Annotated in this window: 15 protein-coding genes and 3 tRNA genes; 5 read left to right on the top strand and 13 right to left on the bottom strand. The window is 56.0% G+C overall.

Annotated elements, in window-relative coordinates; genetic code table 11:
* Positions 1 to 21 precede the first annotated feature (21 nt).
* Together HMPREF2854_RS06305 and HMPREF2854_RS06310 are read right to left on the bottom strand one after the other, a co-directional pair.
* Positions 22 to 936, bottom strand: a complete 915-nt coding sequence (locus tag HMPREF2854_RS06305; RefSeq protein WP_186822306.1) for an ATP-grasp domain-containing protein — start codon at positions 934 to 936, stop codon at positions 22 to 24.
* Positions 937 to 1,062: 126 nt separating this feature from the next.
* A complete protein-coding gene (locus tag HMPREF2854_RS06310) occupies positions 1,063 to 2,190 on the bottom strand; it encodes a D-alanine--D-alanine ligase family protein (protein WP_070620585.1) in 1,128 nt (375 codons plus the stop codon).
* A 189-nt stretch (positions 2,191 to 2,379) separates the two neighbouring features.
* Between HMPREF2854_RS06310 and HMPREF2854_RS06320 the strand changes: the two genes are divergently transcribed.
* The gene (locus HMPREF2854_RS06320) at positions 2,380 to 3,000 is read left to right on the top strand and encodes an AMIN-like domain-containing (lipo)protein (RefSeq protein ID WP_148130916.1); all 621 of its coding nucleotides are present in this window, start codon (positions 2,380 to 2,382) and stop codon (positions 2,998 to 3,000) included.
* 61 nt (positions 3,001 to 3,061) lie between these two features.
* On the opposite strand, the gene HMPREF2854_RS06325 is transcribed toward HMPREF2854_RS06320, so the two are convergent.
* Together HMPREF2854_RS06325 and murA are read right to left on the bottom strand one after the other, a co-directional pair.
* A complete protein-coding gene (locus HMPREF2854_RS06325; RefSeq protein ID WP_070620594.1) occupies positions 3,062 to 3,784 on the bottom strand; it encodes a lysophospholipid acyltransferase family protein in 723 nt (240 codons plus the stop codon).
* Between the two features lie 9 nt (positions 3,785 to 3,793).
* Complete coding sequence (gene murA, locus HMPREF2854_RS06330) at positions 3,794 to 5,110, bottom strand: UDP-N-acetylglucosamine 1-carboxyvinyltransferase (protein WP_070620597.1); 1,317 nt, start codon at positions 5,108 to 5,110, stop codon at positions 3,794 to 3,796.
* A gap of 224 nt (positions 5,111 to 5,334) precedes the next feature.
* On the opposite strand from murA, the gene HMPREF2854_RS06335 reads away from it, so the two are divergent.
* On the top strand, positions 5,335 to 6,072 hold the full coding sequence (locus tag HMPREF2854_RS06335) for an IclR family transcriptional regulator (RefSeq protein ID WP_016444969.1): 738 nt from the start codon (positions 5,335 to 5,337) through the stop codon (positions 6,070 to 6,072).
* 14 nt (positions 6,073 to 6,086) lie between these two features.
* Positions 6,087 to 7,187: a glycosyltransferase family 4 protein gene (locus tag HMPREF2854_RS06340; protein ID WP_070620600.1), complete on the top strand. Its 1,101-nt coding sequence runs from the start codon at positions 6,087 to 6,089 to the stop codon at positions 7,185 to 7,187.
* Positions 7,188 to 7,268: 81 nt separating this feature from the next.
* Here HMPREF2854_RS06340 and HMPREF2854_RS06345 read toward each other — a convergent pair.
* From HMPREF2854_RS06345 to gltX, 4 genes are all read right to left on the bottom strand, one after another.
* A tRNA-Glu gene (locus tag HMPREF2854_RS06345) sits at positions 7,269 to 7,344 on the bottom strand.
* Positions 7,345 to 7,381: 37 nt separating this feature from the next.
* Positions 7,382 to 7,454 (bottom strand) — tRNA-Glu (locus tag HMPREF2854_RS06350).
* Positions 7,455 to 7,502: 48 nt separating this feature from the next.
* Positions 7,503 to 7,574: transfer RNA gene (locus HMPREF2854_RS06355), tRNA-Gln, on the bottom strand.
* A 134-nt stretch (positions 7,575 to 7,708) separates the two neighbouring features.
* Positions 7,709 to 9,211 carry a glutamate--tRNA ligase gene (gene gltX / locus HMPREF2854_RS06360; protein WP_070620602.1) on the bottom strand — a complete coding sequence of 501 codons (1,503 nt, stop codon included), beginning with the start codon at positions 9,209 to 9,211 and terminating at the stop codon, positions 7,709 to 7,711.
* 147 nt (positions 9,212 to 9,358) lie between these two features.
* On the opposite strand from gltX, the gene HMPREF2854_RS06365 reads away from it, so the two are divergent.
* A complete protein-coding gene (locus HMPREF2854_RS06365; protein ID WP_070620605.1) occupies positions 9,359 to 10,489 on the top strand; it encodes a MalY/PatB family protein in 1,131 nt (376 codons plus the stop codon).
* A 9-nt stretch (positions 10,490 to 10,498) separates the two neighbouring features.
* Here HMPREF2854_RS06365 and hrpB read toward each other — a convergent pair whose 3' ends face one another.
* The 3 genes from hrpB to HMPREF2854_RS06380 are packed head-to-tail and all read right to left on the bottom strand — an operon-like array spanning position 10,499 to position 15,216.
* Positions 10,499 to 12,973, bottom strand: a complete 2,475-nt coding sequence (hrpB, locus tag HMPREF2854_RS06370) for an ATP-dependent helicase HrpB (protein WP_148130917.1) — start codon at positions 12,971 to 12,973, stop codon at positions 10,499 to 10,501.
* A gap of 4 nt (positions 12,974 to 12,977) precedes the next feature.
* A complete protein-coding gene (locus tag HMPREF2854_RS06375) occupies positions 12,978 to 13,751 on the bottom strand; it encodes a fumarylacetoacetate hydrolase family protein (RefSeq protein ID WP_070620611.1) in 774 nt (257 codons plus the stop codon).
* A 34-nt stretch (positions 13,752 to 13,785) separates the two neighbouring features.
* Complete coding sequence (locus HMPREF2854_RS06380) at positions 13,786 to 15,216, bottom strand: alanine/glycine:cation symporter family protein (protein WP_070620614.1); 1,431 nt, start codon at positions 15,214 to 15,216, stop codon at positions 13,786 to 13,788.
* A gap of 194 nt (positions 15,217 to 15,410) precedes the next feature.
* Between HMPREF2854_RS06380 and HMPREF2854_RS06385 the strand changes: the two genes are divergently transcribed.
* Positions 15,411 to 18,056 (top strand): DEAD/DEAH box helicase, encoded by a 2,646-nt coding sequence (locus tag HMPREF2854_RS06385; RefSeq protein WP_070620617.1) that lies wholly within the window; start codon positions 15,411 to 15,413, stop codon positions 18,054 to 18,056.
* 94 nt (positions 18,057 to 18,150) lie between these two features.
* Here the strand turns inward: HMPREF2854_RS06385 and HMPREF2854_RS06390 are convergent, their stop codons facing one another.
* Positions 18,151 to 18,546, bottom strand: a complete 396-nt coding sequence (locus HMPREF2854_RS06390; RefSeq protein WP_070620620.1) for a YccF domain-containing protein — start codon at positions 18,544 to 18,546, stop codon at positions 18,151 to 18,153.
* A gap of 3 nt (positions 18,547 to 18,549) precedes the next feature.
* On the bottom strand, positions 18,550 to 19,263 hold the full coding sequence (locus HMPREF2854_RS06395) for a YggS family pyridoxal phosphate-dependent enzyme (RefSeq protein WP_083309430.1): 714 nt from the start codon (positions 19,261 to 19,263) through the stop codon (positions 18,550 to 18,552).
* Positions 19,264 to 19,272 lie beyond the last annotated feature (9 nt).

Here is a 19,272-nt window from a genome sequence, read left to right on the forward strand (position 1 = left end):
GCAGGGGCCAGAGAACCTCTTTTACCAGTGCGCTCGAACCGAAATCGCGTCAGCGAAGTTCCCGAGGGCCTCTGGTGAGGAGTCCAGGTAGAGCTGTGCGTCCACCAGGCCAACTTCCATAACCATGAACGAGCCTTCCCCATCGGGCACAATATCCACCCTGTTGAACAGGAACTGCTCGTCACGGCCCATGCGTTGCTTGACGTAGGCATGGAGGGCAGCGCGAATAGTTTCACCCCAACGCCACTCCTCCGGCGTTGCCTCGCGGGCTTTAACCAGCGTTTCCTGCTTGGATTCCATCGTGATCGAAGCGTCGTGCAACATCGGCTGTTTTTGAACCGCATGCGAAAGGAGTCCATTGAAGAACACCAGGGTGATCTCGCCGTGCTTGTCGATCGCCTCCTGGTAGCGTTGCAACATCACGGAACGTCCTTCGTTCAAAAGGCTCATCACGTGGCCAACGGCGGCCCTTCTCGAAGCGGGTTCTACCGCACAGTAGCGGCCAATATCGCGCGCTCCAGAAGAAACCGCGGGTTTGATAACAAAATCCTGGAGGGCTGGGAAACGCGAGTGTACGCGGTGTTTTGAAAGTTTCTTCTCAACATCAAGCCACGTAGTGGGAATGATTGGAAGCCCGAACTCTTCGTTCAAAATCTTCAAATAGTGCTTGTCCGAGTTCCACTCCAGAATGTCCGGGTGATTCAGCAGGCGCGGCACCGTCTTAGTCCATGCCAGGAACTCATCGCGCCTCGTCGCGTAATCACATACGGAGCGAACAATTACGAGACCAGCATCTTGCCAATCAACATCTGGGTCATCCCAGCGCTTAACCTGGGGATCACATCCTCGCTGCGCCAATTCATCCGGCAAGCCTTCCTCACCAGGATAAAGATTGGGCAATTCAGAAGAGGTTACTAACGTCACGCGTGGCTTCATAGTTGATACTTTAACCATATTCGATCGATTTGTTTGCACGGATGAGAACACTGCTTGCTACGGGGCGCAGATATTACGCCTAATGGCCCTACCATTTTGAAAACGAAGAAGTAGAGCCGCTACGTTCTAGCGTAACCCTAATGGACGCGCCAGAGCCTGCTGGATTAGATGCGAAACGAGGGCGGAATATTCCATCCCGGTTGCCTGCCACATCGCTGGATACATGGACCACGGGGTGAATCCCGGCATAGTATTCACCTCGTTAATCGTGATTTTTCCAGATTCTTCGTTGTAGAAGAAGTCCACGCGGGCAAGGCCCTCGCAACCGAGCACCTCAAACGCGCGCACAGCGGTTTCTCGAATCTGCTGTTCCACGGCTTTGGGCAGGTCAGCGGGCGTAGAAAGTGTCACGTCATCATGCGCCTGATACTTAGTCTTGTAGTCATAGAAGCCATCGCGCGAGGCAACCACGATCTCGCCACACCTGGAGGCTCTTGCCCCCTCGCTCCCAAAGTCGAGGACGCCGCACTCGATCTCGCGGCCCACCGTCGCAGCCTCAACAATCACACGTGGATCAACCTTGCGAGCTTCTTCGATCGCATCCTCGAGCATGTCCAGGTCCTCAACATGGGTGATCCCCAACGAGGAGCCGGCGCGTGCGGGCTTCACGTACAGATCCTGACCAACGCTTGCAGCCTGTTCCAGAGCACGGGAGCGATCCCTCCTCCATTCATGATCAGTGATCAGCGTCCACCGCCCCACGGAAATGCCGGCGCCAAGCAGGAGCGCTTTGGTCAAGTGCTTGTCATTAGACACGGCCGAGGCCGCGACACCGCAGCCCACGTAGCGCACGTTAGACATCTCCATTAGCCCTTGTATGGTGCCGTCTTCACCGTAGGGTCCGTGAAGCAGGGGGAACACTACATCAACGCTACCCAGGTCGGTGGCCGCAATTCGTTCCCCGGAAACTGCGCGCGGTTTCTCCACCACCCGCGAAGTTCCGGCCCACAGCGACACAGCGGATTCTCCGGCTTCGATCATCACGCCTCGCCCATCAACCATCTCGTAGAGTTCGGGCTTTGCCGGCACGCGCACCCATTCACCATCGGGCGTAATACCGATTGCCAAGATCTCGTACCTCGCGGGATCGATGGCCGCCATTGCACTTGCGGCTGTTGCACAAGAAATTTGGTGTTCGCCGCTACGCCCTCCGAAAATCAGGGCGACGCGGGTCTTTTTTGGAGAATCACTCATGACCTTGACTTTACTTCAAAATGATCAAGTTCAATCAACTCGCGCGTGCCTTCAAAAATATGTCGCGTGTTAGACACTATCTGCCGTTTACCGCGATTTTGATCGTCGAGGTCGGTCAGGGGTCGATTGTAGATGAAGCCCTCGCTTGGGCGGGTTACAGTAAGACAAAAGTAGCGATTGGAACTCACCATGAATCAAAAAGTACGAGCCAGCGTAGCGCTAACCACGATGCTAGCGGCATTGGTATTTAGCGGATGCAGCCAGGACGAAGGCTCCCCTGACGCCTCTACGTCGGCAACTACTGAGGCCGAAACCTACCTGCCCACACCGTATGCGGACACGACGGCGGAAACTGTTGTTCCTACGGACGAGGCGGAATGGATTTCTGGACCATCTGAGCAGGTTGAAGGTACTTCAAACACTTCCTTGCTGGCCCACGATTTTCGCGTAGGTGTACACGAGGATTACTACCGCGTGGTGGTCGAGTTCGTGGGCCAGGGCGATCCCGGCTGGACCATTGGTTGGACCGATAAGTCTGTTGAGCTCGGGCGCGGCGAGGCACTGCCAATTCCGCAGGGCAACGTGCTTGACATTATGATCCACGGCGCAACCTGGCCAGCGATTCCCGGAGCTGCGGAATATTACTACAACGGCCCCGCTGATAAACGGCTGGATGACAATGTCATCGCCTGGTTTGACGGCTCGTTCGAATCTGAGACACACATCGCGGTATCAAGCGATAAACAGCGCGAATATCGAGTGTTCACTCTTGAAGATCCCAAGCGGCTCGTGATCGACCTACGCAAGTAGGGCAAGGTACAAGGCTTTCCTGGCTCTTGCTTGCTGTTTCTACAACCAACGGGCAAGGCGTCTAAGTACCCGAAACGGGAGGGTATGCCTTGAGCTTTGGATCCCACCTGGTTTCGGGGGCTTTTTCCCCGCGGATTTCTTCGATCATCGAGGTGATGACATCCTCCATGCGGCGCGTCGCTTCTTTGACAGCCTCGTGATCGTTTTCATCCTGGTTCAGATCAGAGAAATTGAGTGCGGGCCCAGCCATCACCCACGTGTCACGCCTACGCAAGGGGAACGAGTTCCTCCAGCGGTGCATGATCTCGTGGCCTCCCCAGTGCGCCAACGGAATTACAGGAACCCCGGTTGCGAGGGCAAGCCTAGCGGCTCCCGTCTTGAACTTCATGGGCCAGTGATCAGGATCTGTGGTGAGCGTGCCTTCCGGGAAGATAGCTACGGATTCGCCTTCAGCAAGCGCAATTTTCGCATTCTTGAGGGCATCGCCAGCGCTGGAAGTTCCCCGACTTACCGGCACCATTTTTGCTCCGGTCAGCACGCGCCGAAGTCCGGGAACCCGGAACAGGCTGTCTTTAGCAAGAACGCGCACGGCATGTCCGGCATCAACAATGAAGTGAGCCACTACCACCACGTCATACTCAGTCACGTGATTCATGATGAGGATGAAGGGGCCATCCTTGGGAAGGTTGTTTCGGCCGCGCCAATGCGGCTTGGTGGTTAGTTTCGCAACAGGACGCAGGACTTCAACCGCGACTTTATAGATACCAGTTGCCGGCTTACTCATCGCCTTCTCCTACATTCTTTCCGCATCGGCACCCAAGCGGCCAAGCTTGCTGAGGAAGTGTTCGTATCCGCGGGCAATCACATCGATGCCATGCACGATGGACTCCCCCTCAGCTGCCAGAGCAGAAATGAGGTAGGAGAAACCTCCACGCAGGTCTGGAACTGTAATTTCAGCGCCGTGTAACGGTGTAGGTCCAGAGATAACAGCGGAATGGTAGAAGTTGCGCTGCCCGAAGCGACACGGGGTGCCGCCCAAGCACTCACGGTAAATCTGGATTTCCGCACCCATCTGGTTAAGAGCCTTCGTGAATCCAAGGCGATTTTCGTAAACCGTCTCATGGACGATTGAAAGCCCCTTCGCCTGCGTCAAGGCAACAACCAGCGGCTGCTGCCAGTCGGTCATAAAGCCGGGGTGCACGTTGGTCTCGAGCACAATCGATTGCAACTCTCCACCTGGGTGGAAGAAACGGATACCAGCATCGTCAATTTCAAACTGGCCACCAACCTTGCGAAATACGTTCAGGAACGTCGTCATGTCTGGCTGATGCGCTCCGCGCACGTAAATGTCGCCGTGCGTTACCAGGGCTGCAGAAGCCCACGAGGCTGCCTCGATGCGGTCTGAGATCGCGGTGTGTGTAAATCCGCGTAGCTCCGATACTCCCTCGATTCGGATCGTGCGATCGGTATCAACGGACAGGCTGGCACCCATCTTTTGGAGGACGTTTATTAGGTCCATGATTTCCGGCTCGATGGCCGCGTTCTTCAGCACTGTGATGCCGTCAGCCATTACCGCGGTCAACAGGGTTTGCTCGGTGGCGCCTACCGACGGGAAAGGAAGCTTGATTTTGGCGCCGCGCAAACCGTCTGGAGCGGTGATGCGAATGCCGTTATCTTCTTTATCTACCTGCGCACCAAATGCCCGCAACGCATCCAGGTGCATGTCGATTGGACGGTCACCAATACGGCAACCTCCCAGGTCAGGAATGAAGGCTTCTCCTAGACGATGTAAGAGGGGGCCGCAAAAAAGAATCGGAATGCGCGATGATCCGGCGAGGGCCTGGACTTCCGATACGTGGGCGACCTCGACGTTTGACGGGTCGAGTTCGAGGACACCGGCACCCTGGTCAAAATTAATATGTACGCCGTGCAGACCGAGAAGCTCAGAAACCAGGTCCACATCCCTAATTAGAGGAACATTTGAGAGCTTCGAGGGGGTTGTACCAAGTAGGCTTGCCACCATCGCCTTTGGAACGAAGTTCTTTGCACCGCGAACGGTGATGTCTCCCGTCAAAGGTTTGCCGCCCTGCACACGCAAAACCGAGTCCATGGAAGCCTTCCTACTTAATCTAGCTAGCTGAATTCATTATTATCCCTTGCACTAATCTATAACGCACGGCCTGCAGATGCTCCATTACTCACACCACTGCCCCGCATGTCCCAGCACAATCACCCGCACGTTCACCCAACCCAAAGCTTGCCACCTGCACTTTTGTGCGGCCGATCATATCCAGGAGTTTGCTATCTCAATGATTGAGATGGCAAGATCGGTGTATGGATGAAAAAGCTCCCACCAGTGGCGTAGGCGTTTTAGATAAAGCCTCGCTTGTTTTGTCCGCATTAGAGGCCGGGCCGGCAACGCTTGCCCAGTTAGTCTCAACTACTAAATTGGCCAGGCCAACCGCGCACCGCCTTGCAGTCGCTCTTGAGTTTCACCGTTTCGTTGCTCGCGACATGCAGGGCCGTTTTGTTTTGGGCCCTCGCTTGTCAGAACTCGCATCGGCTGCTGGCGAAGATCGCCTTCTCGCATCAGCCACGCCGGTTCTCATCGCGTTGCGCGATCACACGAAGGAATCAACACAGCTCTACCGCCGTCAGGGAGACCAACGCATTTGCGTTGCGGCAGCTGAGCGCCAGATCGGTCTGCGCGATTCCATCCCAGTTGGCGCCACACTTTCGATGAAAGCAGGATCCGCAGCCCAGGTGCTCCTCGCTTGGGAAGAGCCAGACCGCCTTCACCGCGGCCTATACGGCGCTTCGTTTAACGCGACCATGCTCTCTGCCGTTCGCCGTCGCGGCTGGGCGCAGTCCGTGTCTGAACGCGAGATAGGCGTGGCGTCTGTGTCTGCTCCTGTTCGCGGTCCGGGAGGCAAAGTGCTTGCCGCTATCTCTATTTCGGGCCCCGTGGAGCGGATGGGACGTCAGCCTGGCCGCCAACACGGCCCGTCGGTAGTTGCAGCGGCCAACCGTCTGTCAGATTTCCTGCGCCGCGCCGAAGAACTTGGCCTGTAGTTCGCACTTAGCAAATGCGGATTGCCCTCGTTTCTGACCCGTACAGCCCGCGCGTTGGGGGGATTGAAACCCAGGTGCGCAATCTGGGCCAAGCCCTTGCCGTCGCCGGCCACAGCGTCACGGTGATTACGGCAACGCCCGCAACCTCGCAGCGCGGTGATTTTACGGAGCTTGATGGCGAAGTTACGGTGCGGCGTCTGACCGCACATATCCCTCTAGATCTTCCGGTGAATCCATTTGCAAGTGAGGCGCTGGAGCAGGCTTTGCCCTCGTTTGATGTCGTTCACATTCACATGGGGTTGGTCTCGCCGTTCGCGCGCATGGCAGTGCAGGCCTGTATTAAGACCGGTACGAGGGCGATTTTGACCTGGCACTCCCACCTTGGCGGTAGCACTTGGTGGTACGGCGCGGTCAATCCCCTGCCCGCTTGGGAGAGCGCCGGAATACGACTCACTGCGGTATCGGCGCCAGCTGCACGGGCGGTTAATGCGGCAGCTCGGGGCAACGTTGAAGTAGCCGTGCTGCCAAACTTGATCTTTGATGAACCCTGGGAGCAGGCGCGTCAAGCAGCTTTGACCCATTTCAACGAGGAGGCTACTTCTGCGCCCCTCCGAGCAGTAACGGCCACGCGGCTTGCTCCAAGAAAACGAGTTCTACAACTTGCCGAGATCGCAAGGCGGGCGCGCGTAGACGTGCACGTGTACGGCGACGGCGGTCTGCGGCCTGCTTTGGCCCGCCCCGGACTCTCGGGTGGTCGCCTGCATCTGCATGGAAAGGTAATGTCCACGCAACTGGCTGATGCGTATACGCGCGCAGAGGTTTTTGTGTCCCCGGTTGTTAAAGAGGCGTTCGGAATCGCGGCTCTGGAGGCTCGCGCGTGCGGTTTGCCCGTCATTTACCGCCAGGGCTCAGGGATTGAAGAGTTCATTACTCATGGCCGCGACGGCTTAGAAACCTCGAGTGACAAAGAGATGGCCGCGGCTCTCGCGATGCTCGCTAAACATCCGCAGCGCCTCAAGAAACTTCGCGAATACGCGCTTCAGAACCGCATTACCCACACTTGGAGCCGCGGCCTGCAGACCTACCTGGAGCTGTACGAGGACTGGCGCAACTAGATCTTTACACCTCTAAGCGCACTGAACATTATGTGAAACAGGCACCCGGTAGCAAAAAAGCACCCGATTTCTCAGGTGCTGTGGCACCCCCAACCGGATTTGAACCGGTGTCGCCGCCGTGAGAGGGCGGTGTCCTAGGCCGCTAGACGATGGGGGCCTAAGCGCTTTCGCGCCAATTTGGTTACTAGAACCTGCACCCCCAACCGGATTTGAACCGGTGTCGCCGCCGTGAGAGGGCGGTGTCCTAGGCCGCTAGACGATGGGGGCCTTGCGATTACTCGCTTTGAAACCTCTGACCTACGGTCAGGTGCTTCGCTGGGGTACCAGGACTCGAACCTAGACTAAATGAACCAGAATCACTCGTGCTGCCAATTACACCATACCCCAAGGTAAGGTAGCTTCTTCGTGCGGTTTCCCGCTGACGGAAAGCCTTCACTAGGAAGCGCCAACAAGAAACTCTACCCGACGAAGCATCACCTTACAAAATCCGATCATCGTTATTTAGTTCACGTTCACGGATGCTACTGGGCGAGCTTGGCCTCCAGCTGGCGCAACCTTGCCAAGACCTCTTCCTTGCCCATAATTTCCATGGACTCAAACAGTGGCGGAGACACCTGTCGGCCAGAAATGGCGGTGCGTAGCGGCCCGAATGCAAGCCTAGGCTTGACCTGCATTTCATCAATGAGGCGGGCTCGTAACGCCTCTTCCAAAGATTCGACGGTGAACTCGGGCAGGCCTTCTATGACCTCTATACCGGCACGCAGAACCTCGCCAGCATTGTCCTTGAGCTTGCCCACAGCTTTATCTTCAAACTCAAGCACTTCGGTTTCCACAAAGAACGGGCCGAGCATGCCGCCAACCTCGCCAAGTAGGCGAATGCGCGTTTGAATTAGCGGCGCTCCCTTGGTGATGATTTCCTGTTCACGAGCCGTAAGCCCATCAAACTCTTCAGCTGACACGTAGCCGTCGCGGTAAAGGAACGGCACGATGCGACGCTTGAAGTCATCCTCTTCCAGCATACGAATGTGATCGGCGTTAATCGCAATGGCCTTCTTCAGGTCGAAACGCGCCGGGTTGGGGTTCACATCGTGAATGTCAAACGCCTTCACCATTTCTTCAGCCGAGAAGATGTCTTCATCGGGGCTAATCGCCCAGCCAAGTAGGGCTAGGTAGTTCAGCAGACCCTCTGGAATCATGCCGTTTTCGCGGTGGAGCAACAGGTTCGACTCCGGATCACGCTTGGACAGCTTCTTGTTGCCTTCACCCATAACGTAAGGCAGGTGGCCAAACTCCGGCATCTGCTTTGCGATTCCGAGCTCGATGAGAGCGCGATACAAAACGATCTGACGCGGGGTGGAAGATAGCAGGTCTTCACCACGTAGCACGTGCGTAATGTCCATGAGCGCATCATCTACGGGGTTCACGAGGGTATAGAGAGGGTGACCATTTCCTCGCACGATCACATAGTCCGGAACAGAGCCGGCTTTAAACGTGATTTCACCGCGAACGAGGTCCGTGAAGGTAATGTCCTCATCCGGCATCCTCAGGCGGAGCACCGGCTTGCGTCCCTGTGCGCGAAACTCAGCTTTCTGATCTTCCGTAAGATTGCGGTCAAAACCGTCATAGCCAAGCTTTGGATCACGACCTGCTGCTTTGTGGCGCGCTTCGATCTCCTCTGGCGTTGAGAAGGACTCGTAGGCGTAACCGGCTTCTAGCAGTTTCGCCGCGACGTCTTTGTAAATGTCCATGCGCTGCGACTGCCGGTACGGCTCATGCGGCCCGCCTTTAAGCACACCCTCGTCCCAGTCCAGGCCAAGCCAAGTTAGAGAATCGATAATCTGATCGAATGACTCCTCAGAGTCTCGCTGGGCGTCGGTATCCTCAATGCGGAACACAAACGTACCCCCAACATGCCTGGCCCACGCCCAGTTAAACAGGCAGGTGCGGACCATTCCTACGTGAGGGGTTCCAGTTGGTGATGGGCAAAAACGAACGCGGACTTTGCCGCCATTTATAGTATCCATGATGTCTCGATTCTACATCGTTTACGCGCCGGCTTTTCAACGTGGTTGCCACGCACCAAGTCTTTGACTTCACAGCCCATCCTTGCCCCGTACCACTTGCGTACGCAACCACCGTTGTCGTTATGGTTGTAGGCGGAAGGGATTGCAATGACTGATTTTGATGCTTTTGACGAGGACACCGCCCACACCAGCGGTCTTTTGAAGTGGGAGATGCCGGGCGTGTCTGGCCATTGGGTTGCAGAGATGGACTTCGGCACCGCTCCGATAGTTGAAGAAGCCCTCGTGGGCGCCATTAAGAGGGGTTTTCTAGGCTACATGCCACAGGAACTGTCCGACCGGGTTAAAGACGCCACCGCGAGCGTAGTTGGCCGCCGCTACGGTCTTGAGGCTGAAGCCGAGAATGTGCGGTTGGCATCATCAGTGCTCGATGGCTTGAATGCGATCCTTGGCCACATGTTGAAGCCCGGCTCACGGGTGATAGTCCCAACCCCTGCTTACATGCCTTTTTTGACGCTACCGGGCAAGTTTGGTCACGAGGTTATCGAGGTTCCTTCCGCGATTGCCGATGGCATGTGGCAACTCGATTTTGATGGCATTGAGGTCGCGGCCAAGAATGCTGATCTGCTTATTCTTTGCAACCCGTGGAACCCGACCGGTAGGGTTCTTACCGCCGGTGAACTAACGCGTTTAGGAGAGATTGCGACTCGTCACGACCTGCTTGTGTTCAATGACGAGATTCACGCTCCGCTGGTTGCAACCCCCTCTTCCCATATTTGCTTTGCCGGCCTGGATCCGGCTTTTGCTGACCGGACGGTCACCGCGGTTGCAGCGTCGAAGGGCTTCAACTTGGCGGGGCTGCACTGCGCGCAAATGATCACAACGGGGCAGATGATCAATAGGTTCGAGGCCGCGGCTGCGTGGCTGAATCATCCGACACCGCTCGGCGCTATGGCGACAACAGTCGCATACGAAGAAGGCGAGGAGTGGCTGAGCGAACTAAATGCCTACCTGCGGCAGAATGTGGCCTTAATCGATGGCTTGTTGGAGGGTTCCTCGCTCAGTTGGGCTACGCCGCAGGGAACCTACATGGGGCTGATTGACGCATCTAAGCTCGGCGTACAAAATCCGCAGGAGTACCTGCTTGAAGAAGCGAAGGTTCGTACGACGCCCGGCAATGCCCTCGGTAAAGGTTTTGAGCAGTATGTGCGGTTCGGTTTCGCGTCTTCCGCTGGGGTCGTGCGCCGTTCAATCGAACGCATGACAGCGCTGTCTGCTTAGGGTCCCGGCTCACCGCAAACGCGCGTTGGTTTTGCGCGTGGCGGTGGCGGTCCACGGATCTTCGGGCCACGGGTGTTTGGGGTAGCGTCCGCGCATTTCCGCGCGCACCTGCGAGTAGGTTTCGTTGAAGAATGTTTCCAAATTCGAGGTGATGGCAAGCGGTCGTCCGGCGGGCGATAGAAGTTCGAATGTGAGCGGCTCCCCCATCACCGTTGGCACTTTCTTGAACCCGAACGTTTCTTGCAGTTTTACACGTACGGTTGGGCCTCGCTCCGGATCAAACACGATTCGCGCGCGATTACCGGAGGGCAGTTCGATCGAATTTGGCACCAGCTGATCTAGCTTTGCTACCTTGTTCCATCCGATCAGAGTTTTGAGTCCGTTTGTAACGTCGATTTGCGCCAGCGGTTTTCCACCAAGGAGGTCTTCCCACCACTCTCCAAGTAGCTCATCTACCGAGCTTGCGAGTTGATCGTTTGAAAGTTCTGGCCAAGACGCGTCCCGCGCGCTGATGTACCTGGCTTTATTCACGAGGTCAAGGCCCGCTGCGCCTAGCTTGAATAAGTCCAGGCCCCTCTCCTCCAGGGCAGTTGCGAGCACCTTTCGCACTTCCTCAATCGTCGGTTGCACGCGTCGGCGTCCAAGCTCGATCTGGCCCAACCGTTCAATGCAACTTGCAGTAATCCGCCCTCCCGTAAGCTCGGTCACGACCTCGGATCGCAACATTGGCTTTGCGATCCAACGCGCCCACTCCGGTTGTAGTGGAGCCCCCACGGTCACGTTTGTAACCCCGCCTGTTGTGAGCACGCCGCCAACAGCAATCCAGGTTTCAAAGCTGAGCGGAGAAGTTGCATCAACGCTAAATCCTGTACCGGAAGCCGCCAGGAAGCGTCTTTTCTGACCATCTTGTTTGCCCCGTTGTTTCGCAATCCGCCCCGGATAGGCCAGACCGATCACAACACCGGGAAGATCCGCTTCATTCAGCAGAAGGTCTGGAGAAGCAGACCCATACGAGGGCGAAAACTTGGAAGCGATGGACCGAAATCTGCGAACATCGGCTTGCGGCACCTGATTCAGCACTTTTGTAATATCGGCGCTTTCCGACCTCGTTTCGGTGGCTAACGCCGCAACGATCCGCGCCACGGTTTGCTCCTGCCCGCTCCACCTACTGGCTAGAAGGAGGGCGCGCCCCATGCGTGGGTCTGCCGGCACCATAGCCAACATGCGCCCCTCGTCCGTTATCTGCCGGCCGGCTAGAGCGCCGATACCTTCTAGGGTGGTTTCTGCCCGCGTCAACCCTGGCGCAGGAAATGGAGAAGGCAAGCGCATCTGCTCCGGCTCGCTCCAGGCATGCGCAAGTAGCGCGGCTTCGGTTAAGTCCCCGCTTTCAATCTGCGCGGTGGCATACTGCGTCATTCTTGCAAAATCTGTTTGCGAATAGCATCGATACACAACACCAGGGCCCGTGCGATTGGCGCGACCGCCGCGTTGGGTTGCAGAAGAACGAGATGCTCTGACCGTTACCAGCGCAGCGGCCTCGCGACGCACATCAAATCGCGGGCTGCGCGTCAGCCCAGAGTCAACCACACAGTTGATGCCTGCAACCGTTAGCGATGTCTCTGCAATGTCAGTTGCCACAATGACCCGCTCACCCGGTGCCAGCGCCTCGTCCTGTTGCTGCGTTGTAATACCACTGTGCAGAGTGAACGTGCGGATCCCGGCGCCGCGGATCATTGCGGCCACGTCCTCCACGTTGCGAATCGACGGGGCAAAAACGAGGGTCGGCCCATTGTTTTCAAAAGCCTCAACCGCAGTAGACGCAAGGTGGCTCAAGAAGTCCGGGCTGGCTCCTCCCGCGTCAAGCGCTGGTGCAGACGCTGGCCTCCACACTTGGCTCAGCGGATACGGATCTCCCGCAACCTCAATCCGGTCCGTTTGCGCTGAACTCGCCAGCAAAGCGTGGAATCTATCCACATCCGCCGTTGCAGACATTGCTCCAAGCAGGAGGTCATCGCGCATATCTGCGATGTCGAGCGCGAATGCGAGGGCGAGGTCTGAATCGATGTGACGCTCATGCACCTCGTCTAGCAATAGAGCATCAACGCCGGTTAGATCAGGGTCAGCGAGGAGGCGGCGAAGCAAACTACCGGTAGTTGTGAACTCGATCCGCGTATGTGCGCTGATCTTCCGGTCCGAGCGCATCGTCCAGCCAACCGCGCCTCCAGGTTCTTCCTCCAACAAAGACGCCACATATTTTGCTGCTGATCTCACGGCCACCCTGCGCGGCTGCGCGATCAGGATGCGCCCACTCGAACCTTGCTCATCGAGAAGATGACGAATGAGTAGCGGCGCCAGCGTAGTCTTACCCGAACCGGGGCTGGCAGATAGAACGAAGCGGCGCCTGCCCAAAACCGCTGCCGCAATGTCGTTTTGCGCTGAAGTAATGGGTAGACGCGAGTTGTTGAACGCCGCGATAAAGTTCAGTTTGTTACCTCGTCACAAAGTTCGCGAGGCTACCAATGCCCTCGATCTCACATTCCACGCGGTCTCCTGCTTCAATAGGCCCAACACCAGCAGGAGTGCCCGTCATAATGACGTCACCAGGTAGGAGTGTCATAACCGACGAAATGTACTCAATCAAATAGGGCACGTCAAAAACCATGTCGCGAGTATTGCCCTGCTGCACCACTTTGCCATTTACTCGCGTTTCAATATTGAGGTCATCAATATCTAGTTGCGGATCTACCGTGATCCACGGCCCCAACGGAGCGGACGTGTCGAACCCCTTCGCACGGGCCCACTGCCCGTCGATTCGCTGCGCATCACGCGCGGACACATCGTTGGCAACCGTATAACCAAACACGTAGTTGAGAGCGTTTTCTGCACTTACGTCTTTGCACAGCGTGCGAATAACCACGGCCAGTTCGGCCTCGTAGTGGACTTCACGGCTCCACTCGGGCAGAACAATCGGGTCATCCGGACCGATCACAGCGGTGTTTGGCTTGAAAAAGATATTCGGATGGTCCGGCACTTCCCCACCCATTTCAGCCGCATGGTCGCGGTAGTTTTTTGCAACAGCAACGATTTTTGAGCGAGGAATCACCGGACTGAGCAGGCGCACCTCGTCGAGTTTAAAGACTTCGCCGGACGGCTCCACCCCTTGAAAAAGAGGGTCTCCTTTTAGCCCTTCGATACGGTCCGCTCCCTCAGCAATGGCTCCGTACTTGGGGTTCGCACCCGCACTAAATCTTGTTACTCGCACTGGGTCCTCCTAAACCTTGACGCCCCCAGTGTAGCTATACCCAGATATCCTTGTCGGCTTGCTTTTCAAGTTCGGGGTACTTCGCAATCTTGAAGCTCATGTCATCGCTGTCACGCAGCTCGTTCCAGTCTTGCAATATGGTTCGTACAACTTTCATTAGAGCAATGAGGGCCAGCAGGTTAATGATTGCGCCTAGCCCCAGCAGAAGGTCCGACACCGCCCACACCACCGGGAGCTTCACGATTGCACCGAGAGAAGCGACAATGACAGCTACAACCCTGAACCCGAAAGAGATGTACTTATTGCGAGTTAGGTGATCGAGTGCGGATTGGCCGTAAGAATAAGCACCGTACGCCGTGGTGTAACCAAAAATGAAAATGATGAGCGACATGGGAAGGGCCATCCAGGATCCCAGTTGCGCACTCACGGACTGCGCGGTTAGCGAGCCGGCCAGTTCGGGATCCATGCCGGCCTCGTACAATCCCGATGTGAGGATCAAAAGCGCGGTGACCGTACACACGATGATCGTGTCAATGAATACGCCAAATGCCTGCAAAAACCCTTGCTGTGCAGGATGAGCTACGGTTGCAGAACCAGCCGCGTGAGGCGTAGTACCAAGTCCGGCCTCGTTGGAGAAAAGACCGCGTCTAGCGCCATTTACAAGGGCGATGAAGATGCCGCCCAGTATGCCTCCTGCAATCGGGCCAAAGCCGAACGCTGATTTGATGATCAGGACGAGCGCCGCGAGAGCCGCTGCCGGGTTAAGAATAATCACGACGATAGAGATGAGGATGTAGACCGCAGCCATAATCGGGGCCAGGTACTCGGACGCACGTGCCACTGACTTAATGCCACCCAAAATGACAGGGGCCAGAAGTAGGAAAGTAAAGAGCATCGTGGAGTACGGCGAAATGTCATGATTTGCATTGAACGTTGCCGCCACCGTGTTGATTTGCACCATTGGCACCGCGAGGCCAGAAGCCACCACGGAAATAACTGCAAAAATAATGCCGGCTTGTTTCCAGCCCAGGCCCTTACGCATGTAGTACTCGGGGCCGCCTCGGAAGACACCATCGGGGTGTTTTTCCTTGTACACCTGAGCGAGCACAGATTCTGCAAACGAAGTTGCCATACCAACCAGGGCTACTATCCACATCCAGAAGATCGCGCCCGGACCTCCCATTACAAGAGCGAGGGCAACGCCCGCGATGTTACCAATGCCAACGCGCGTGCCAATACCTACCGCGAAAGCTTGGAAAGATGTCACGCCCTGCAGAACCTGAGTTCGAGAGCCCGAGACCGAATGAAAAATGTCTCTTGCGTTCTTTATCTGTGGGAAACCAAGATAAACGGTGATTGCTATACCTACTCCTATGAGCAGGAATACAAGCACCCACGAGTAGAGCATGTTTACAGACCAAAGAAGCGCGTTTTCCAGCGCAATGCCTATCGAGGCAGTTTTCATCACAGGACTCCCGGAAGAGAAACATTTGGGATATGTACAGATATTACTAAGCATTGAGTAAAAACAACAAAATATCCCCTAATTAAAACCAGAGGCCGGACGTTTCAATGCTTTTCCACCCTGTTTCGAGCAACTCACTTACCCCTTCTAGGTCCGGTAAAATTTTTGTCCCAGGTTTTTGAGACAATCACAGCATGAGCCCAGTTTTGAATGAACTCCTCGACGACCTCGAAGATAGTGGGAAGCTTAATGATCCCGACGCCTTGTACGAGGCGTTTTGTTCGTGGGCAGAGTCGGGTGGGCGGCCGCTCTATCCGCATCAGGACGAGGCATTTATTGAGCTACTTGGAAACAACCACGTAATTGCGGCCACACCGACGGGCTCGGGAAAGTCATTGATCGCTCTTGCCGGCCACATCATCTCGCTGGCTCGTGGCGGCAGATCATATTACACAGCTCCGCTCAAAGCACTGGTGTCAGAGAAGTTCTTTGACCTCGTATCCCTATTTGGTTCACAAAATGTAGGCATGGTCACCGGGGACGCATCGGTCAATGCAGATGCGCCAATCATTTGTTGCACAGCCGAGATTCTGGCCAATCAGGCGCTGCGAGAAGGCGACGACCTCGATGCGGACATGGTGATTATGGATGAGTTCCATTTTTACGGGGACCCACAGCGCGGATGGGCGTGGCAGGTACCCCTGTTAGAGCTAACGAAGCCGCAGTTCGTTTTGATGTCTGCAACGCTTGGCGACGTCTCTTTCTTTGTGAAGGATCTAGAGGAACGCACCGGGCGCTCAGTCTCGGTGATTGATGATGCGAAACGCCCCGTTCCCCTCGAGATGGCCTACACAAAGTTGCCGCTGGCAGATTCGGTTGCGGAGCTAATCGAAACTGGCAAATATCCGATTTACATAGTTCATTTTGGGCAAAAAGCAGCCATGCAGACCGCGTCTAATCTGGCCACTCCAAATCTCATTTCTAAACGTCACCAAGAGCGCATTAAAGAGGCCACGGCTGATTTCCGTTTCGGAAAGGGGTTTGGCGAGATTCTTCGCAGCCTATTGCACCGGGGTGTAGGCGTTCATCACGCGGGAATGCTCCCCCGTTACCGCAGGCTGGTAGAGCGCCTAACCCAACAGGGGCTTCTGGCTGCGATTTGCGGTACAGACACACTGGGCGTGGGCATTAACGTACCGATTACAACTGTACTTATTACCTCACTGGTTAAGTTTGATGGACGCCGCGAGCGCCATTTGAGCGCACGCGAGTTCCACCAGATTGCCGGGCGCGCGGGCCGCGCGGGTTTCGACGAAGTGGGTTGGGTTGTTGTCGAGGCGCCCGACCATGTGATTGAGAATCGTCAAGCTGAGATTCGCGCTGGAGATGATCCAAAGAAGCTTAAGAAGATTGTTCGCAAGAAGCTCCCCGAGGGGCGGGTTGGCTGGTCCGAGTCCACGTTCGAGCGTTTGCAGTCTGCCGAGCCCGAGGCTCTGCGCTCACAGTTTGAGTTCACGCATTCAATGGCGTTAAATGTGCTGGCTAATCCGAAGGCTCCCACCGAGCATCTGTTATATCTAGCAACGCACAATCACGATGATCTAGGCGAATCCAATCCGCATTTGCGGCGACTCGGACAGATCTACACATCGCTACGCCAAGCCGGAGTTGTCGAGAAGCTCTCTTCAGAAGATGCTCGCGCGGCCGGTGTTGATCGACTTCGCCTGATGCGGGATTTGCCTGACGATTTTGCGCTTAATCAGCCGCTCTCCCCCTTCGCTCTAGCCGCCTTAGATTTGCTAGATGCGCAATCGGATAGTTTTGCGTTGGATGCAATCTCGATAGTCGAGGCAGTGCTGGAGGACCCGCGTCCCCTCCTGTTTGCACAGCAAAATGAAGAAAAAGGGGAAGCGGTTGCGGCGATGAAGGCAGCCGGAATGGAATATGAGGAGCGCATGGAGGCGCTGGAGGACGTGACTTGGCCGCGCCCTCTGGCCGAACTGCTGGAGCCCGCATTCCACACGTTTGCGCAATCGAACCCGTGGGTGGGTGATTTGGAGCTTTCACCAAAGTCGGTTGTGCGCATGATGATTGAGAATGCGATGACGTTCTCAGAGTTGGTCTCCCGCTTTGACGTCTCCCGCTCCGAGGGCGTTATTCTGCGCTACTTGATGGATGCTTACCGGGCATTACGGCAGATTATTCCAGACTCGTTGATGAATGATGAGATGCGTGAGATCATCGAGTGGCTCGGCCAGTTGATCCGCGCGGTTGACTCCTCGTTAATTGACGAGTGGGAAGCGCTTTCTAACCCAGATGCCGCGGTGATGGAGTCGGGTGAGTCCGGGGCTGAACGAGCATTCGGCGCAGCGGAGGACGGTAGCGTCTCAATCACAGCCAACCCGCATTTCTTCCACCAGCAGATCCGAAACGAACTGTTCAAACGGGTGGACCGTTTTGCCCTCGACGATCTTGACAGTCTGACTGATTTTGCCGATTCTGACGGCATTGAAACCTGGAGCGAAGCCCGGTGGGAAAACGTTTTAGACCGCTATTACGCAGAATATGACTGGCTTGGAGCAGGCCCCGAGGCGCGGTCAAAAGCGCGATACTCGTGGACGGCCAGCCCGCAGGACGCGGATTTGGCAAGCGCGGGTGTAACTGATCGCCTGATTGAGGCTAATGCGGGCTTGTTGCAGGCGGGCAACATTTTGGTTACATACACGTTCGAGGATGAGCAGGGTGACGGCGACTGGAGGCTGGTGGCTCTGGTTGATGCCGAGCTCTCGGCTGACGAAGATAAGCCCGTCTTCCGCCTACTTGACGTAGGGCCGAGGTAGGCAACTTGGCGCATAGAACAGCCGGCTACCGAATATCTTCAACTGGAAGACCCGGTAGTCGGCTGCGCATTTGTTCCGCCGTAGTACCCGCGTATTAGGCAAGCACTCCGTCTTGCCCATCAGTTGCCACGATCTTCTTTCCAAACGGGAAGCAGGTTACCGGAATGAGTTTCAGGTTGGCGATTGCCATTGGAATGCCGATGATCGTGATAGCAAGGGTGAACGCGGTGGCGATATGCCCGATAGCAAGCCAAAGGCCCGCAATCAGGAACCACACGACGTTCATGAGCGCAGAGCCCACTCCAGCTCCCGGCTTCTCCACAACTGTGCGTCCAAACGGCCAGATCACGTAGGCAGCCATTCGAAATGACGCCACACCTGCGGGGATCGTAATGATCGGAATGAAGGCAAGCAGGCCGAAAAATACGTACATTAGCGCCAGTTCGATACCTGCGAATATGAGCCAGATGATGTTTAGGATTGTGTGCATTGTTTACTTCCTTGCTCCAAAAACTGCAGACCCCATTCGAACTCGCGTGGCACCTTCAGCGATTGCAAGCGCGAAGTCGGAAGTCATTCCCATTGATAGTTCGCTGGCATTTTGAAGTCCGGGCAACTTCAGAGCCCGATCACGAATTTCGCGTAGGTCAGAAAACGACTTGCGGATCACCACCTCGTTGGTGGTATGAGCTCCGATGGTCATAAAGCCGATGACGCGCAGGTTTTCCAGTTGCGCAATTTGCTGCGCCACGTCAATGGCTTCTTGCGGCTCTGTTCCAGATTTGGATTCTTCACCCGAAGTATTTACCTGAATCATGACGTCTATGCGCCGGTCATGGACCCTCTTATTAATTGCCTCGGCTAGACGCAATGAATCAACCGTTTCAATCTGATCAACCACCCGCAGGGCCTTGTTGATCTTGTTGGTCTGGAGCGGTCCGATCATGGTGGTGGTTAGATTAGCCAGGCCCAGCCCGCGCAGGTACGGCGTGGTCACTTCGGCCTCTTGAACGCGGTTTTGCCCCATGAGGACGGGACGGCCAAACTGGATGAGAGCGCGCGTTGCGACTTCGCATTCCTCGATACTGCGAGTTTTGATAGCAAGTTCCAGGTCGACATCGCTGGCCGGACGCCCCGAGGAGGTAGCAGCATCCTCCATCTGAGCCAGAATCTGCTCGATGTTTGTAGAAATGTGCGTCATAGTCATAACTATTAC

The sequence above is a fragment of the Actinomyces sp. HMSC075B09 genome, assembly GCF_001812395.1.
Taxonomy (GTDB): domain Bacteria; phylum Actinomycetota; class Actinomycetes; order Actinomycetales; family Actinomycetaceae; genus Gleimia; species Gleimia europaea.